The organism is Phocaeicola acetigenes, from assembly GCF_027529745.1.
Lineage (GTDB): Bacteria > Bacteroidota > Bacteroidia > Bacteroidales > Bacteroidaceae > Phocaeicola > Phocaeicola acetigenes.
In genome coordinates, this window is sequence record NZ_JAPZVM010000011.1 from 46,889 (window position 1) to 64,775 (window position 17,887).

A 17,887-nucleotide genomic window follows, 5' to 3' on the forward strand; every position below is an offset into this window, starting at 1 on the left:
CAAAATAAAATGAAACAACCAATCAACTATATAGCCACCTGGTTCTACAAAGAATCAAAAGATGACGCCAGTTTCTATCCTCAATTAGGACAGAAAGGTTGCTCGGCCTTGGTACACTCTGTGTATATGCAGATACAAGTACCTTTTTTTACAACCTTCCGCTATTATAACCCACAGGCCCACCTGCTTTTCTTTACCAATTTAAGAAAAGCAGATTTACCCAATTTCCTTACTGACCTGTTTCTACGCCTGCATGTAGAGGTTATTACATTACCTTATACTTGCCGTCCCCCAAAACACTGGTACGCAGCCTGGCAGAATCAATTTTATCTGTACGATATTCTTAAGGAAATGGGGAAACGGATGACAGAACAGGATACCTTGCTCATCAGCGACGCCGACTGCCTCTGCCGTACTTCACTCAATGGTTTGTTCAATCGCACACGCGAAGACGGAAGCGCATTGTATGAGTTTATCACAGACCGTCAATATTCTATCAACGGTATTACACTTCCACAGATGGAAGCTTTCTACAGAGCATGCTATAAAGAAGATATTAAACAGCCACTGACATATTACGGAGGAGAATTCATCACACTTCGCGGAGATACTGTAAACCGTATCAATGAAGCTTATCCTTCGTTGTGGCAATTCAATCTGGAATATGGCAAAGAACATACCTATAAGTTAAACGAAGAGGCACATGTACTGAGTATCCTTGCGGCACATCTGCAACTGCGCAATACGACAGCAAACCAATACGTAAAACGAATGTGGACTTCCCCTCAGTTTAATAATGTAGCACCTGGTGACGAAAACTATCCGGTATGGCATTTACCTTACGAAAAGAAGCGAGGCCTATACCGGTTATATAAGCTCCTTTCCAAAGAACAGAAAATAAAAGATGAATCGAAGTTTTGGGAAAAAGCAAGTCTATATAATGGAATTCCAACCATAGGCTTCCCAAAAAAGATCAATGATTTCATCCTAAGCCTCATACAGAAAAAACGACAACTCTTTAATCAATCATGAAAAAATTTGTCATATTTCCTAATCTTATTGTAAAGCCAGAACAAAAGAGCAATCCATATATACAGGATTTTATTCGGGCACTAAACGAAGAAAAAGATGCTTGCGTAGTTAATCCTTCACACAAAAACCCATTACTCAGTATATTATTCCCCAAAAATTGGGGAGATATATTTGTCTTTAACTGGTTCGAGAGTATTCCTGATTTCAAATATGGGATATTACAAAGTATTGCTGCTCTTTTCTTCCTCCCTCTGCTAGTAATATGCAGAAAGAAAATAGTATGGATATTTCACAACAAACGTCCTCATGCCGATGGAAGAGAAGTACTCAAAAAAATGCTCGGCATGCTTATAGCACGACTCAGTACACTAATTCTTACTCACGCTACTGAAGGTGTAGAAGTAATAGAAAAAAAATATCCTTATGCAGCCCACAAGGTTCATTTTGTACATCACCCCACCAAAAACCGTTTGCCGATAGAATACAAGCAGCAGATTGATTACGACTTACTTATTTGGGGACAGATTAGTAAATACAAAGGAATATTCGATTTTGTACGCTTCTTGCAAGAAGAACAGGTAAATGAATGGAAAGTTTGCATCATAGGTGGCGCTTCCAACCAAATCTTTCAAGAGCTGAAGGAAATAGCTCCTGCTTGTGTAACATTGGTGAATCATAGTCCATCATTCGAAGAGCTGGGAGAATATATTGCACGGTCCCGTTTTGTTTTAAGCCCTTATGCCCCAGAATCGGTATTAAGTTCAGGTATGCTGATGGATTCACTGTCATTTGGAGCCAAAGTAATCGGCCCTAATGTAGGCTCCTTCCGTGACTATGCTCATGAACCACATCTAAAGGTCTACACCTTCAATAGTTTTCATGACATCAAATCTATTGTTGCCCAAAATAAAGATGAAGAAATCTCACTTTCCGATTATCGTAGCTTTCTAGAGCAGCATAATTGGACACACTTTATTCACACTTTAATGGAGTTATTAACAACCGGTAAATAAGAATAACTTTATGACATACGCCCCTATCCTACTTTTCGTATACAACCGCCCCGAACATACCCGCCGGCTGATTTCCTCTTTACTACAGAATCAGGAAGCAGCAGAGAGCGAGTTGTTTATCTATGCAGACCAATGCAAAGACATAGCCTCAGCACAAAGTGTGCAAGAGGTAAGAGAATACATACATACTATTACCGGATTCAAACGAGTCAATTTAATAGAACGTACAGAAAACTGGGGACTCGCCCGAAACATCATCGACGGAGTTACTACACAGGTCAATGCCTATGGAAGAGTAATTGTACTGGAAGATGACTTGATTGTAGCCCCATATTTTCTCCGTTTTATGAACGATGCACTGGAAATCTACAAAGACGAATCCCGTGTAGGACATATACAAGCTTGTGATTTTACACATGCTCCTACATTACCCGATACTTTCCTTATAAAATGGACAGGAAGTTGGGGATGGGCTACCTGGGCACGAGCATGGAAGCATTTCAATCCCGATGGTACTGCTTTACTTCAAGAACTGGAACGTAAACAGTTGACACGTACATTCGATTTCAATGGAACATATGGCTTTACACGTATGCTCCGCCGGCAAACAGAAGGTAAAAACAACTCATGGGCTATCCGTTGGAATGCCAGTCTGTTCTTAGCCGATATTCTTTCACTGAATGTAGGTAAATCACTGGTCCAAAATACTGGATTCGATGGAAGTGGCACCAATTGTGGAGGTGGTGGCCTTTATAACTCTACACTATGGATGCAACCACTTCCGGTATCTCTTCTCAGTCCCATTGAAGAAAATCTGGAAGCCCGCAAAGAATTCCAGAAATATTATTACCGTACCAATAACTTTTGGGCAAAGGCGTTCCGACGTATTCGTCGTACATTAAAAGGAGATTTTGGAGCATAAAAAAACAGGAAACATCGAAATGTTTCCTGTTGACACATTTTACAATGATATTCATTATTTAGGAAGCTGACAGCATTCTTTTCCACATGGTCTTTCGCACTTCTGTCCAGGTTTCTTCGGGCCTGGCTGATGAAAAGCACGCTTTGCCATCTTCCCTTGACGAGGAGCAAACAGTTTTTCCAACTGACGGGCATTCAGAATCTTCTGGAACTTATCAAAATACTTGGTTTTCGTATCAAGCATTTTCTGCTGAGCAGCAAAACGATCTTTCATATCCTGAATAATCTGTTCATCGGTACGGTCTGCCTTCTTTTGTTTCGCTTCCGGCTTTGCACAACATGAACCTAACTCTTGCATATATTCCTTATAAAGAGGAGCAAACTTGGCAGTAGTCTTGTCGTCCAAAGAAAGTGCCTGCTGCAAATGCTTTATCTTCATCTCCATGCGTTGTTCCGGAGTACATTTTGCGCATTTCTTCACTTGTTTTTCCTGAGCAAATACAGTGCCGCCTACAACCAGCAGCAACATTGTTACAAATACATTTAATTTTTTCATACGTCTACATTTTATTTAATAACCAATTAGCATTATTGCTTTTACTACATAAGAGTGCGATTTTGAGAATTCGTTTAATATTAAATTCCAATATTACATTTCTTTAACAGGCATAAACCTTATGTCTAATAATAGCAACTTCTCATGCTCTACAATTTTTCACACATAATTACAATATGCCATAAAATAATTACCTTTGCAAAAAATAAAATGGAATGAGGGTACTTATCATCAATACATCGGAAAGAACCGGAGGAGCAGCTATTGCCGCCAACCGTTTGATGACAGCGTTAAAAAACAGTGGAATCAAGGCTAAAATGCTGGTACGGGACAAGCAAACTGACCAAGTTACCGTTGTTGCACTGAAAAAATCATGGCGTAAGGTAGCACAGTTTGTGTGGGAACGTATTGTCATTTGGAAAGCCAACCATTTTCACAAGCACAACCTCTTTGCCGTTGATATAGCCAATACAGGTACTGATATTACTTCTTTACCCGAATTCCAGCAAGCAGATGTTATCCATTTACATTGGATTAATCAAGGAATGCTTTCACTGAAAAGTATCCGCAAAATTTTAGAATCCGGCAAGCCTGTCGTATGGACATTACACGACATGTGGCCTGTCACCGGAATCTGTCACCATGCCCGCACATGCGAGAAATATACCAAGCAATGCCATAGTTGCCCACTACTGTACAAAGGCCATAAGCACGACCTTTCTTATCGGATATTCCGCCAGAAGCAAAAACTATACAGCAACGGAAACATTACTTTTGTAACATGTAGCCAATGGTTGGAAGGACTGGCTAAGAAAAGTGTCCTGACACAAGGACACACTGTAACCAACATCCCCAATCCAATTAATACGAATTTGTTCCGTCCGCTGGACAAAAAAGCGATTCGGGAAAAACTTCACCTGCCTGCAGACAAAAAGCTACTACTCTTCAGTTCCATGAAGATTACCGATAAAAACAAAGGTATTGATTTCTTGGTTGACGCATGTAAGCTGATAACTACACAGTATCCGGAGTTTTCACGTTCGTTAGGAGTGGTGGTGGTTGGAAAAGAATCACAGCAATATGCAGAGCTTTTCCCTTTCCCAATCTATTGTCTTGATTTCGTTCAGGACGAAAAAGAAATTGCCCACATCTACAATGCGGCCGATTTATTTGTCAATCCTTCTCTGCATGAAAATCTTCCCAATACAATCATGGAAGCTATGGCTTGTGGAATACCTTGTGTAGGTTTTAATACCGGAGGAATTCCCCAAATGATTGACCATCTGCACAACGGCTATATCGCACAATATAAATCGGCAGAAGATTTAGCCAATGGCATTCATTGGTCACTCACAGAAGGAGATTATGAAAGCCTAAGTGAAGAAGCACGCCGTAAAGTAATGAATTCGTATTCCGAACATACTGTGGCAATGAAATATATTCAAATCTATAACCAGATTACAGGAAACAATGCATAATACCCACTTACATCCCAAGTTCTCCATCATCACTGTGACCTATAATGCAGCCCAAGTTTTGGAGGATACGATTCAAAGTGTCATCACCCAGACCTATAAGGGAGTGGAATATATCATTATAGACGGAGGGTCAAAGGATGGGACACTGGATATCATCAACCGCTACAAAACGCATATACACACAGTGATAAGTGAACCAGACAAAGGGTTATACGACGCCATGAATAAAGGTATACGTGTGGCTACGGGCGATTACATCTGTTTTCTTAATGCCGGCGATGCCTTACACGAAGACGATACACTGTTACTAATGGTACATTCCATTACCGGAGAGGTATTACCGGATGTCTTGTATGGAGAGACCCAGCTTGTAGATGAAGAAGGACATTTTGTACGTATGCGACGCCTTTCTGCCCCTGAACAACTGACATGGAAAAGTTTCCGAAAGGGAATGCTGGTATGCCATCAGGCATTTTTTGCACGACGCGAACTGGTCGAACCGTATGACTTACATTACCGTTTCTCTGCCGATTTCGACTGGTGTATCCGTATCATGAAGAAAAGCCACAATCTTCATAATACCCACCTTACTTTGATTGATTACCTCAACGAAGGAATGACAACCCGCAATCATAAAGCCTCGCTCAAAGAACGTTTCCACATCATGTGCAAGCACTACGGATATGTATCTACCGTACTCCACCACATTGGCTTTGTGTTCCGTCTGCTTTACCGGAAATAAGAAAGACAACAGAAGATGACACGGTTTGCTTTGTCACTCACTCAATAAAAAATTCCTCATTATACATTGAAAAGACAATGTATAATGAGGAATTCTTATTTTATCGTTCTACACGATATATTATGCCTGTGTCTGCTTTTGTCTGCGTATAGACAACAACAATATCACCAAGGCCCCGGCAATTAACAGCCCCATTGCTATAAATGCAATTGTTTCTGTAATATGCAGCGATTTCGGGTCGAAAGTAAAGGTAATAGTGTGTGTTCCTGCCGGTACATTCATTGCACGCAGAATATAATTAGCTCTGCCGTGTGCCACTTCCTCTCCATCGATGAACGACTGCCATCCCGGATAATAGATTTCGGAGAATACTACCGTTCCACCTTTAGACGATTTCACTTCGTAAGTCAGTGCATTAGGCTGATATTCTTTCAGCACAATGCTTCTTGTACTGTCTGATACCGACTCTTTTACCGCTTTCACTTCTTCTGCAAACTTCTTATCTACCACAGCAGTAGTAGCCGGATTCAGATGATGGATTGCTTCTATCTCTTCATTCGCATTATTAGCATACTGAACTTCATCCACAAACCACGCATTACCCAATGCATACGGATTATAAATTGGCAATGTCTTTCCTCCTTGTAGCGGGAAAATGAAATAGCGCGTATTCAACATATTCAGCACAGGGAAATGAGAACCGTCCACTTTCTCCATATCTGCCTGAGCTTCCGGTATCTGTTTAAATAAGTCGGTCATCTCACCCTGTATATGCTCCTCTATCATCTCCTGATAGCGACGCAATTTGGCAGCATGATAACCACCGATGCTCTTATGCCAGTACGAAGTATTGTTTTCATTAAACGTATTGGAAGACAGATTCAACACGCGATAATCCAAAGATTTATCCTTCAGTATCTCTGCGTCAGTCTCAGTCGGTTTCAGGAAAGGCTGCATTTCTGTTCCTTTGGCCACAAACTGCTCATCGTACAGATAGCGTTTGTTTACGTTCCACATATCTGCCAGACATAATACCGTCAGAGCCGCTATCAGCCACGAGGCTTTCATCTTTCCGGCAGCATATGCCCATAGCAAAGCCACTCCAATTACTACAATAAAGAAACTGCGCCATGCATCGGCAGTGAAGATAGCGACACGCATTTCTTCCAGATTCATCAGAATGGGAGCCAATTGGTCCGCCGGAATAGCATTCTGCAAAGCAGCCATTTCCATAGTCGACACATAAGACGGGAAAAAGAATCGTGGAGCAATTGCAAACAGCAAGGCAAGTCCTCCGGTAAGTCCCAAACTGATATAAAAGGCTTTTGCTTTCTCCTTAATCAGGGAAGGGCGTTCGATCACTTCTTTCAATGCCATAATAGCCAGCAGGGGAATCGTAAACTCGGCTATGACAAGAATAGACGATACGGCACGGAATTTATTATACATAGGTATATAATCGATGAAGAAATCGGTCAGCCCCATGAAATTCTTTCCCCATGACAGCAAAATGGAGAAAAGTGTACCGGCAACCAAAGCCCACTTCATCGGTCCTTGCACTACAAAACATCCTAAAATAAACAGAAAGACAATGAAAGCACCCACATACACCGGACCTGATGTTCCCGGCTGCTCACCCCAATATTGTCCAATCTGACTATACAGCCCCATATACATAGGATCTGCTTTCTTCATAGCAGTCTTATTCTCTGCCAAAGGCACCGAAGCCCCACCTTTTACATTGGGAACAAGCAGAGAGAAGGTTTCCCCTATACCATAACTCCATTGAGTAATATAGTCACGTTCCAAACCACTACCCGTCTGATTAGCCGAATTTTCTTTTACCAGTTCACTCTTTCCGCGCATACTCTCTTTACTGTACTGGTAAGTATGATACAAATTGGAAAGATTGATACACACACCCACCAATCCGGCCACAACCAATACCCCCGATGCTTTAAGGAAACGAGGTAATTGTTTTTCCTTCCAGGCAATCACTCCATATGCCACAGCCATAAACAGCATGACAAACAAGAAGTAGTAACTCATCTGAGCATGATTGGACGCAATCTGCAAGGCTACAAATAATGCCGTAAGCAAACTGCCCGACAAATATTTCCCTCTATACACCAACACCATTCCGGCAATTGTAGGCGGAATATAAGCCAATGTCACAAACTTCCAGATGTGTCCGGCAGCTATAATGATAAAGAAATAAGAAGAGAATGCCCATACAATAGCTCCCAAAGCCGACATCCATACCTTGAAATTAAATGCACGCAACAGGATATAAAATCCCAGCAGCATGACAAATACATACCACACATAAGTAGGAAGAAAAAGGCTGTACACATTTTGTACATAGTTCAGCATACGGCTCGATTCATAACTGGGAGCAAGCTGGTAAGTAGGCATTCCTCCAAACAAAGAATTGGTCCAGCGAGTCGATTCTCCGGTACGACCATAATATTCCTTCGCTTCCTGACCGGCTCCAATACCGGCTACTGCATCGTGTTGCGCCAAAATACGTCCTTCGGTAACTGCCGGATAAAAGTAGGCAAACGAAAGAACTGCAAACAATACAACTGCCACGATATCAGGTAGTAGTTTCTTCAGTAAATTCATAGCAAAATAGTCTATTAATAAATGTTTTCGGAGAGCAAAGATAACATAATACTCCTTGAAAAGTAGTAACTTTACCACCGAAAATAGAATTTTAATATGAAAATAGGAATCATTACTGCCATGTCTTCAGAACAGAAGCAACTGGCCAACCAACTGGAAAACAAAACCGAACGTACAGAAGGTCCTTTTACCTATACGGAAGGAACCATTAAAAACAATACTATTATCCTGATGCAATGTGGTATCGGGAAAGTAAACGCAGCAGCCGGCTCGGTTGAGCTGATCCGCAACTTTCACCCCGACTGTATCATCAGTACCGGTGTAGCCGGAGGTATTGATACTTGCCTGAAAGTGATGGATGTAGTAGCCAGCCGCCAGATTGTATACCACGATGTATGGTGCGGAGAAGGCAATGCATACGGACAGATTCAAGGCTTGCCTACTTTCTTCGAGGGTAATGAAACTCTATACAATTGTGCATTGTCGCTCGATACAGAAACTGCGATTCACGGAGGTCTGATTTGCAGTGGCGATAAATTCATTACCGACCAGAGTGAACTGGAAGCCATTAAGGGAAATTTCCCGGAAGGGCTGGCAGTTGACATGGAGTCGGCAGCTATCGCACAGGTTTGCTATTTATATAAGGTACCATTCATCAGCTTCCGTATCATCAGCGATACACCGGGAGCCGACAAGCATTTCGAACAGTATCAGAATTTCTGGGGAGAAATGGCAGACCGCTCTTTCCATGTCACAGAAACATTCTTGAAAGCATTACCTAATAAGATTTAGATTTTAAGTTTGTGAGTTTTTATATCTGAACGGGCAGATTTTGTATGGGTTGAACTGGCAAGCCTATAAATGGTAAGCAGACAAACTCAATAATTAGCAGACCAAGCTACGTTATGAGTAAAAATGAAACCCAAAAATTCAAAAGTTCAAACAAACTCAAAAACTAAAGAACTCAAAAACTCAAAAAAACATATGAAGAAGATTCCAAGCTTTACCATCGACCATATCCACCTGTTGCGTGGTATTTATGTGTCTCGTCGGGATGAGGTAGGCAATGAAATTGTAACTACCTTCGATATCCGTATGAAAGAGCCCAACCGTGAACCGGCTCTGAGTCCTTCTGCCATCCACACGATGGAGCACCTGGCAGCTACGTTCCTGCGCAACCATCCGGTATGGGCAGACAAGATTATCTACTGGGGGCCTATGGGATGTCTTACCGGCAATTATCTGGTAATGAAAGGTGAACTCGAATCGAAAGATATTCTTCCACTGATGCAGGAAACCTTCCGCTTCATTGCCGAATTTGAAGGAGATGTACCCGGAGCTACAGCCAGAGATTGCGGAAATTATCTCATGATGAATCTGCCGATGGCTAAGTGGGAAGCGGCCAAATACCTGCACGAAGTACTGGAGCAGGCTACAGAGGCCAATCTGCAATACCCACAGTAAACCGAAAGTTATACACATATTGTTGAAAAATCCTTGTCTGTCATATTTTATACTATGACAGGCAAGGATTTTCAAGTATATATCCGTTGCTTGGGATTATAGCAATAAAACCATAAAGCAACTGTTGTGTTCTTTATCCGACGACGTCGGCTGCACAACCAACGTCGTCGTCCGTACAATCGACAACGCGGTTCATACAGCCGACGACGGCAATGTAACGGCATGTCCCGACACATAAAGCCGGATGACTAATCACAAAAAATATCACTCTCCCTTGGGGGATAAACAAAAAGTCCTGCCTTCCTTTGTAAGAAAAGCAGGACTTTTGTGTTTGTTTGCAGCAAGTAACGGATTACTTACGCAGACCGAGTTCTTTTACAATAGCACGGTATCTTTCGATATCGCGGCGCTTCAGGTAGTCCAGCAAAGAACGACGCTTACCTACCAAAGTTGTCAGAGCTCTTTCAGTGCTATAATCTTTTCTGTTGAGCTTCATGTGCTCAGTCAGGTGAGAAATACGGTATGAAAACAATGCTATCTGCGCTTCAGGTGAGCCAGTATCAGTGTTAGACTTTCCGTACTTTCCAAAGATTTCTTGTTTTTTAGCTGCGTCTAAATACATAATTTTGACTTTTTAAAATGTATAAATTTGATTTGCGGTGCAAAGGTAAAGATAATCTTCCAAATAACAATGAGTTAAGCCCAAAAATATTAATAAAAAGAGAATAAGCTATTCCATTATCCACTACCTTTACATCTACAAATTGTTTTCAAAGCAAAAACATGCCCAATAATAAGTATATGTATACAGATATTTCTCTCCATAAAACAGAACTTTATCTTCTGAAAAAAGGCATCAAGATAGAAGATATTGCCAGCTTTACTTTCATGCAACCTTATAAAATCCGAGCCAGGCGCTGTAAACCTTATTGGCACAATTTAGGTGGAACAGGCATTTTCATTTTCACCCTTCAATCCGGTTTTGTACGTGCCATCCAGCTTGCTCCTTTTCAAGCCCACAAAGCTACGGCCATTCTCCAGCTGTTAAAACAGCATGCTATTCCGTTCACTAACTATCAGCCCTTGCAGACGGTATCAGATGCACCGGTTTCTTCCCGCACTTACCACCGATACTCCAAGTACATGTCTTTTTCCGTACAGGGTATGGTATGGATCCTTATTTTGCTGTTATCCATGATATATGCTTTACCCAACATCCACACTCTTGTCACTTATTATATTACCATTTTCACAATCGGATTCACGGTTTTAAGCCTATTCTTTATGATATACATGACTTTCTTAGTCCAACATTACCTGATACTGGATTCCCATCACATGATATTGAAAGGAGTATTCCACAGCCATGTTTTTGCATACGATGATATCCGGAAACTGAACTTCGATATCAGAGCAACGGCCAGACGCGACCCACCTTTAGACATAGAATTCATCGACAAAGATTTCACCTACCACGTTTTCGCCACCGACTGGATAGAAAAATGTTGCATCGACGAAATAGTAGAGATTTTAAAAAGCAAAGGAATTGACACAACCAACAGTATAAAGTTTCCATAGTAAGTAAACATACTCCATAAACTTTATTCGCCCAAAATCAAGATTTTCACTATAATTATTGAAGAAAAAATCGTAAATTTGCGACCAAATATATAGGTATAGTATGCAAGACATTAGAAACATTGCCATTATTGCCCACGTAGACCATGGAAAGACTACACTGGTGGACAAAATGATGCTGGCGGGACACTTATTCCGCAATGACCAAACCAATGGTGAATTGGTGCTGGATAACAACGATCTGGAACGCGAAAGAGGGATTACAATCCTTTCTAAAAACGTATCCATCAATTACAAGGGTACAAAAATTAATATCATCGATACTCCGGGACACGCCGACTTCGGAGGTGAAGTAGAACGTGTATTGAATATGGCAGACGGATGTATTCTGTTGGTAGATGCATTCGAAGGTCCTATGCCACAGACCCGTTTTGTGCTGCAAAAAGCATTACAAATTGGCTTGAAACCAATTGTGGTTGTAAACAAGGTAGATAAACCGAACTGCCGTCCGGAAGAAGTATACGAAATGGTATTCGATCTGATGTTCAGTTTGAACGCTACAGAAGACCAGCTCGACTTCCCGGTAGTATACGGTTCTGCAAAGAATAACTGGATGGGCGAAGACTGGAAGACTCCAACCGGTACCATTACCCCTCTGCTGGATGCTATCATCAAATATATTCCTGCTCCAAAACAGTTGGAAGGTACTCCACAAATGTTGATTACATCATTGGATTACTCTTCGTATACCGGACGTATTGCCGTAGGACGTGTACACAGAGGAACCTTGAAAGAAGGTATGAACATTACATTGGCAAAACGTGATGGTTCGATGGTAAAATCGAAAATCAAGGAAGTACATACTTTCGAAGGATTAGGACGCAAGAAAGTGGAATCGGTTTCTTCGGGTGATATTTGTGCTATCGTAGGTGTGGAAGGATTTGAAATCGGTGATACAATCTGTGATTTCGAAAATCCGGAAGCATTGCCACCGATTGCCATCGACGAACCGACCATGAGCATGCTCTTTACAATCAACGACTCTCCGTTCTTTGGTAAGGAAGGTAAGTTTGTAACTTCACGCCATATTCATGACCGTCTGATGAAAGAATTGGACAAAAACCTGGCGTTGCGTGTACGCAAAACAGAAAACGAAGACGGAAAATGGATTGTATCGGGACGTGGTGTGCTTCACCTGTCTGTATTGATTGAAACCATGCGCCGTGAAGGATACGAACTTCAGGTAGGTCAGCCACAGGTTATCTTCAAGGAAATAGACGGTGTAAAATGCGAACCGATTGAAGAGCTGACTATCAGCGTACCCGAAGAGTTCGCCAGCAAGATGATTGATATGGTAACTCGCCGTAAAGGTGAAATGGTATCAATGGAAACTCAGGGCGACCGTGTCAACATTGAATTCGACATGCCTTCACGTGGTATCATCGGTCTGCGTACTAACGTCCTGACTGCTTCACAAGGAGAAGCTATCATGGCACACCGCTTCAAAGAATATCAGCCGTTCAAGGGAGATATTCCTCGCCGTACAAACGGTTCAATGATTGCAATGGAAAGCGGAACAGCCTTTGCGTATGCTATTGATAAGTTGCAGGATCGTGGTAAGTTCTTTATCTATCCGCAAGACGAAGTATATGCCGGTCAGGTAGTAGGTGAACACGTTCACGAAAACGACTTGGTAATCAACGTAACCAAATCGAAGAAACTTACCAACATGCGTGCTTCAGGTTCGGATGATAAAGCTCGTATTATTCCACCGGTTATTTTCTCTTTGGAAGAAGCACTGGAATATATCAAGGAAGATGAATACGTAGAAGTAACTCCGAAAAGCATGCGTATGCGTAAAGTAATCTTGGATGAAATAGAACGTAAACGTGCTAATAAAAACAACTAATTCATCAAAACATATTCGAGAAATACAAAAAAGCAGAAAGCCAACTAATCAAAAGATTAGTTGGCTTTCTGCTTTTTTAAACTATATTTATTCTTTGTATACCAAACCATTCGTATTCATCCGTTGCATATATTGCTGAATAATGGATTTCAACTGCTTTTCCATAGATTGAAGTATTTCTTGTGGCATACTATTTTTTACATCCTCCTTCAGCAGAGAGTCTGTACGATACAGATAGGCTTTTGTAACCTGTTCACCATCGAATTGAATCAGATAATCTCCCTTTACAAACTGATAGATATTGGTTCCCAGCAGATTGTTGACAGCAAACTTATCCTCGGCAGGGGTACAGATTGCATCCTGGCCAAAGCATATATACGGTCTGTCGTATCCCAATATTCCTAATACAGTAGGCATAATGTCTATTTGCTCTACAATCTTATCTTCCATACCACAAAGTTCGGGCATTCCGGGTGCATAAAATAAGATTGGTACACTATACATTCCCAGATCGGTCAGGTACTCGGGATAGGTTCCCAGACTGGTATGGTCTGCCGTAATCACAAACAACGTATTTTTAAACCAAGGCTGACGGGATGCCTTTTCAAAGAAAAGCCGTAAAGCATTGTCTGTATAACCTATACAACGCTGAAGTGGAGTTGGTCCTTCCGGAAACTTGCCCTCATAGCGCGCCGGTACGGCAAACGGATGGTGCGAGCTTGCTGTAAAAACAGAGGTTACAAAAGGCTCTTTAAATTCGGTCATTTTATCACAATAATATTGCAAAAACTCTTCATCCCAAATAGCCCATGTTCCATCAAAATCCTTATCACCATTATAACGTGGATCTTCATTATATTCTGTACGGCCAAAATAATCCTGAAAACCGGTAGAACGCGCAAATGCCTGGAACCCCATCGAACCATTCATGGCACCATGGAAGAATGCAGAATAGTATCCTTTATGTTTGGTCAGCTCGCCTGCAACTCCCGAGACATCATTCAATGAGGCAGGAGTAAGGAAAAAAGGCTCTACAAAGCTGGGAATGGACGACAGAACCGAAGGCATACCTTCAATGCTCTTACGACCATTGGCATATGTATGGGTAAAAGTCAGACTCTTGGTCAGCAGTGAATCAATAAAAGGTGTATATCCTTTATATTTTCCGCCTTCAAGTCCGGAATTCAAGCTACCGACAAATTCTTTGGTAAAGCTTTCCCAAATAATTACCACGACATTCATCGGCTTGAACTGTACCGAATCCCCTGGTACATGCACAGGCGAATACAAAGCTGTTGCTTCTTGTTCGGAAAGATAGTCGGGAATTACAAATGCTCTCTTTCCCAATGTACGGAACACAGAGAACGGCGTATTCAGTACGATACCGGCATCCAACGGACGGTTTACATACTGATTGGCATTACTAATGGTTATCGGACGAGTAGCAGTAGTCATTCCACCTCTCATACCAAATACAGTAAAAGGTATAGCTACCAGCAATGCAGCTAATTGTACAACATAATATTGCCATTTGCTATATACAGGAATGTTCTGAGGAGCACGATACAGTTTATACAGGCTGTAAAAAAGAAGAACAGCTAACAAAACCAGATACCAGTGTGAAAGAAACTCAGTGGCAAATATAGAGGTCAGATTGCCTCCTCCCTCATTGCCGAATTCCTGAAATACACTCATTGTGGTACGCCGGCCGGCGAAACGGAAGTATACGCAGTCGATGAGATTTATGGCTAAAAAAAGACCGTTGACTGTTACATATATTCCACGTACGATACGATAAAATGATTTTGTTTCTTTCCAGTGTAAAGGCAGCAGAAAAAGAAGAATGAACAAGGCATTGGTATATAAAATAGCCGAAGTATCGAATATCAAACCGGCTCCAAACAAACTCAAGGCATAGCCCCAGTCTAAATGACCGGCGAACAAGCGAAAATTCTCAAGCAAAAAAGCAAGACGGCATAAAGAATAGCATATATACACCAAAAAAAGGTTCCAAACTAAAGAAAAAACATTGGAAAACAGAATCTTTTTCATGATTGATACTTTGTTGTGAGTGGCAAAGTTAGCTATAATTTTCCAAAAGAAGCTAAGCTCTTATTTTAAATTAGCTATCTTTGTATCATACCCCCAAATCAATTATAAGATGAAAAAGAAAACGCTCATTAAACTAAGCATTACATTTATTATTTTATTAGGACTTGGATTTTGGATAAATTCGCGCTGGAGTGCTTGGTTTCATAATGAAGAAGAGGCACCTTATTCTCCCCTTAATCAACCGGGAAGAGTATTACTCACATTCGGTGATAATAACGAACTTTCACGCAACATCAGCTGGCAATACGACTCAATCGTTGTTCCTTCACACGTTGATTTGGTGGATACACTCTGTAAAGATACCATTCGTATTCCGGCACAGGGAGAAATATTCCGTTCTCGAAGTGGACAAGCTGCTTATTATGTGGCAAGGCTTCGCTCTTTACAGCCAGATCACTATTATACTTATCGGGTTTGTAATGAAGATAATGTATCTCCGTGGTATCATTTCCGTACATACAATTCTTCTACCCGCAACGACTATTCTTTCCTTTACGTAGGGGACGTACAGGATAGTATTAACGGAAAAGCTAATACTTTTTTCAAAGAAGCTTTCCAACAACACTCGGATACTGAATTCCTTGTATTTGGAGGAGACTTAACCGAACGCCCTACCGAACAGCGCTGGGAAGAAACATATCGTGGACTAGACTCTATCGGACAATGTTACCCAGTGCTTACTGTCACAGGGAATCATGATTACCTGAAATACGTCATTCGTAAACTAGAGCGCCGCTTCTCACTGGTTTTTTCTTATTTTCTTGATTCTATGATAGGAGAAAATCAGGTTTATACATTAAAATACAATGATATGCAATTATTCTGTCTCGACAGTAACCGTGAGTTTTTATACCTGTGGACACAGAAACAATGGCTGGAAAAGGAGTTGAAAAAAAGTACGGCGCGCTGGAAAATCGTTATTTTGCATCATCCGTTATACTCTATCAAAGGAGAGATGAATAACCTCTCTCAACGACTAATGTTTAACTCTTTAGTAGAACAATATGGAGTAGATCTGGTTCTGCAAGGTCATGAACATGCTTATGCCCGTATGACAAATCATGCAGATAATGGGGATGCGACTCCTCCTGTCTATACTGTAAGTCATTGTTCTCCCAAAAACTACTATATTCAATTTGACAAACGCTTTGATAAATTTGGCACAGGTAGCCGTTATTATCAACAAATACGTATACATGGAGATACTTTAACCATGAATGCATACGATGCAATAGATAACAGTTTATACGACTCTGTGGATATTATTAAGTCGGATAAAGGAAATATTAAACTTAACAATAGAGGACAAAACATTCCGGAAAAACTGATATTCCAATCCAATGGAAGCAAGAAAGAGGAAGCTTTCCGTATGCGTATTGAGGAATATAAGCATAGAAAAGGTATTGAATAAAGGTTATGCAGCTCTTTGGGAGCTGCATACTGCTGACTCAAAAGCCATAAGAATAGTTTTTCTTATGGCTTTTGAGTATTCCATGACATTTTCAGCCAAGCTTCTTTCGTCCGTTTCCAACGGTTATGACTCCATAGCCAGTAGGCAGGATTTTCTTTTATTTGTTGTTCAAGATGTTCGGAATACATATCAGTCAAACGGTACTGAGGTAACTCTTCAGGATGTAATGTCAACAATTCAAAAGTGGCATGATAATATCCTCTCTTTACCGGTACCACTTTCAAATAATAAACCGCTGCATCCAATTTGCGCCCGATACGTTCCGTTCCTTGAAAAAAAGCAGTATCACGATGCAAGAAGGTAGTCCAATGATCCATCCCCTCCCATCCCGGAGCCTGATCGGAGATAAAACCAATCATAATCTTCTTTTCTCCTTTACTAAGGGTTATCAACCGACGTAAGGTTTCTTTCATCGGAATAGATTCCCCCCCAAATTTTCCTCTTAAACGAAGAAATAATTTATCGAACGCCTTATTATACAAAGGATGATAAATTTGACCACAATGTATTTCCGGTAACCAATATTGCAAAGAAGCCACATATTCCCAATTACAATAATGTCCCAAATAAATAAAACAGCACTTTTTATTTTCTTTTTCCAAAGTTTGTTTTACTTTATCCAATCCACTAAACGTCATTCGCTTCATCATTTGCTTTTTCGACATAGAAAAGAGTTTAATGGTTTCTAATATGTAATCGCAGAAAAAATGATAAAATCGCTTTTCGATTTGTAAAATTTCTTTTTCACTTTTTTCTGGGAAAGAATCCGCTATATTCCGATGTACAATATCCCGTCGATATTTTACCCCATAATAAAGAGGAAAAAACAATAGATCTGAAAAAACATATAAGACTTTTAATGGCAATAAAGACAACAAATACCAAAAAGTAAAAATTATATAGTATACTATTTTCATTAGGGGAATTTTTATTGATATGCAAAAATAAAAAATATTATGTAAATACAATGCTAATCAAGGAGACTA

At 40.7% G+C, this 17,887-nt stretch carries 15 protein-coding genes; 10 read left to right on the plus strand and 5 right to left on the minus strand.

Annotated elements, in window-relative coordinates; genetic code table 11:
* The first annotated feature begins 9 nt into the window (after window positions 1–9).
* From O6P32_RS11585 to O6P32_RS11595, 3 genes are read left to right on the plus strand one after another with little or no spacing between them, the layout of a single operon-like run.
* Window positions 10–1,032, plus strand: a complete 1,023-nt coding sequence (locus O6P32_RS11585) for a hypothetical protein (RefSeq protein ID WP_178267015.1) — start codon at window positions 10–12, stop codon at window positions 1,030–1,032.
* Entirely contained in the window at window positions 1,029–2,045 is a 1,017-nt protein-coding gene (locus tag O6P32_RS11590; RefSeq protein ID WP_269878659.1) for a glycosyltransferase family protein, read from the plus strand. Before O6P32_RS11585 ends, O6P32_RS11590 begins: the two co-directional genes overlap by 4 nt.
* 10 nt (window positions 2,046–2,055) lie before the next feature.
* On the plus strand, window positions 2,056–2,967 hold the full coding sequence (locus O6P32_RS11595) for a glycosyltransferase (RefSeq protein ID WP_178267013.1): 912 nt from the start codon (window positions 2,056–2,058) through the stop codon (window positions 2,965–2,967).
* A 54-nt stretch (window positions 2,968–3,021) separates the two neighbouring features.
* On the opposite strand, the gene O6P32_RS11600 is transcribed toward O6P32_RS11595, so the two are convergent.
* A complete protein-coding gene (locus tag O6P32_RS11600; protein ID WP_178267012.1) occupies window positions 3,022–3,522 on the minus strand; it encodes a hypothetical protein in 501 nt (166 codons plus the stop codon).
* A 215-nt stretch (window positions 3,523–3,737) separates the two neighbouring features.
* Here O6P32_RS11600 and O6P32_RS11605 point away from each other — a divergent pair, with 215 nt between their 5' ends.
* Both O6P32_RS11605 and O6P32_RS11610 read left to right on the plus strand, forming a co-directional pair.
* Window positions 3,738–5,000, plus strand: coding sequence for a glycosyltransferase family 4 protein (locus O6P32_RS11605; RefSeq protein WP_178266978.1), 1,263 nt, complete (start codon window positions 3,738–3,740; stop codon window positions 4,998–5,000).
* Entirely contained in the window at window positions 4,993–5,742 is a 750-nt protein-coding gene (locus O6P32_RS11610; protein ID WP_269878662.1) for a glycosyltransferase family 2 protein, read from the plus strand. Before O6P32_RS11605 ends, O6P32_RS11610 begins: the two co-directional genes overlap by 8 nt.
* A 120-nt stretch (window positions 5,743–5,862) precedes the next feature.
* On the opposite strand, the gene O6P32_RS11615 is transcribed toward O6P32_RS11610, so the two are convergent.
* Window positions 5,863–8,367 carry a YfhO family protein gene (locus O6P32_RS11615; RefSeq protein ID WP_269878664.1) on the minus strand — a complete coding sequence of 835 codons (2,505 nt, stop codon included), beginning with the start codon at window positions 8,365–8,367 and terminating at the stop codon, window positions 5,863–5,865.
* 96 nt (window positions 8,368–8,463) lie between these two features.
* Here O6P32_RS11615 and O6P32_RS11620 point away from each other — a divergent pair, with 96 nt between their 5' ends.
* Together O6P32_RS11620 and O6P32_RS11625 are read left to right on the plus strand one after the other, a co-directional pair.
* A complete protein-coding gene (locus O6P32_RS11620) occupies window positions 8,464–9,159 on the plus strand; it encodes a 5'-methylthioadenosine/adenosylhomocysteine nucleosidase (protein WP_178267091.1) in 696 nt (231 codons plus the stop codon).
* Window positions 9,160–9,351: 192 nt separating this feature from the next.
* Window positions 9,352–9,831 (plus strand): S-ribosylhomocysteine lyase, encoded by a 480-nt coding sequence (locus tag O6P32_RS11625; RefSeq protein WP_178267092.1) that lies wholly within the window; start codon window positions 9,352–9,354, stop codon window positions 9,829–9,831.
* A gap of 352 nt (window positions 9,832–10,183) precedes the next feature.
* Here O6P32_RS11625 and rpsO read toward each other — a convergent pair whose 3' ends face one another.
* A complete protein-coding gene (gene rpsO / locus O6P32_RS11630) occupies window positions 10,184–10,453 on the minus strand; it encodes a 30S ribosomal protein S15 (RefSeq protein WP_178267093.1) in 270 nt (89 codons plus the stop codon).
* Between the two features lie 179 nt (window positions 10,454–10,632).
* On the opposite strand from rpsO, the gene O6P32_RS11635 reads away from it, so the two are divergent.
* Window positions 10,633–11,409 carry a hypothetical protein gene (locus O6P32_RS11635; protein WP_269878666.1) on the plus strand — a complete coding sequence of 259 codons (777 nt, stop codon included), beginning with the start codon at window positions 10,633–10,635 and terminating at the stop codon, window positions 11,407–11,409.
* Window positions 11,410–11,512: 103 nt separating this feature from the next.
* A complete protein-coding gene (gene typA / locus O6P32_RS11640) occupies window positions 11,513–13,318 on the plus strand; it encodes a translational GTPase TypA (RefSeq protein ID WP_269878668.1) in 1,806 nt (601 codons plus the stop codon).
* A gap of 87 nt (window positions 13,319–13,405) precedes the next feature.
* On the opposite strand, the gene O6P32_RS11645 is transcribed toward typA, so the two are convergent.
* A complete protein-coding gene (locus tag O6P32_RS11645; RefSeq protein ID WP_269878669.1) occupies window positions 13,406–15,370 on the minus strand; it encodes an LTA synthase family protein in 1,965 nt (654 codons plus the stop codon).
* A gap of 109 nt (window positions 15,371–15,479) precedes the next feature.
* Between O6P32_RS11645 and O6P32_RS11650 the strand changes: the two genes are divergently transcribed.
* The gene (locus O6P32_RS11650; protein ID WP_269878671.1) at window positions 15,480–16,841 is read left to right on the plus strand and encodes a purple acid phosphatase family protein; all 1,362 of its coding nucleotides are present in this window, start codon (window positions 15,480–15,482) and stop codon (window positions 16,839–16,841) included.
* A gap of 62 nt (window positions 16,842–16,903) precedes the next feature.
* Here O6P32_RS11650 and O6P32_RS11655 read toward each other — a convergent pair whose 3' ends face one another.
* Window positions 16,904–17,818 (minus strand): lysophospholipid acyltransferase family protein, encoded by a 915-nt coding sequence (locus tag O6P32_RS11655; protein WP_269878731.1) that lies wholly within the window; start codon window positions 17,816–17,818, stop codon window positions 16,904–16,906.
* Window positions 17,819–17,887: the final 69 nt, after the last annotated feature.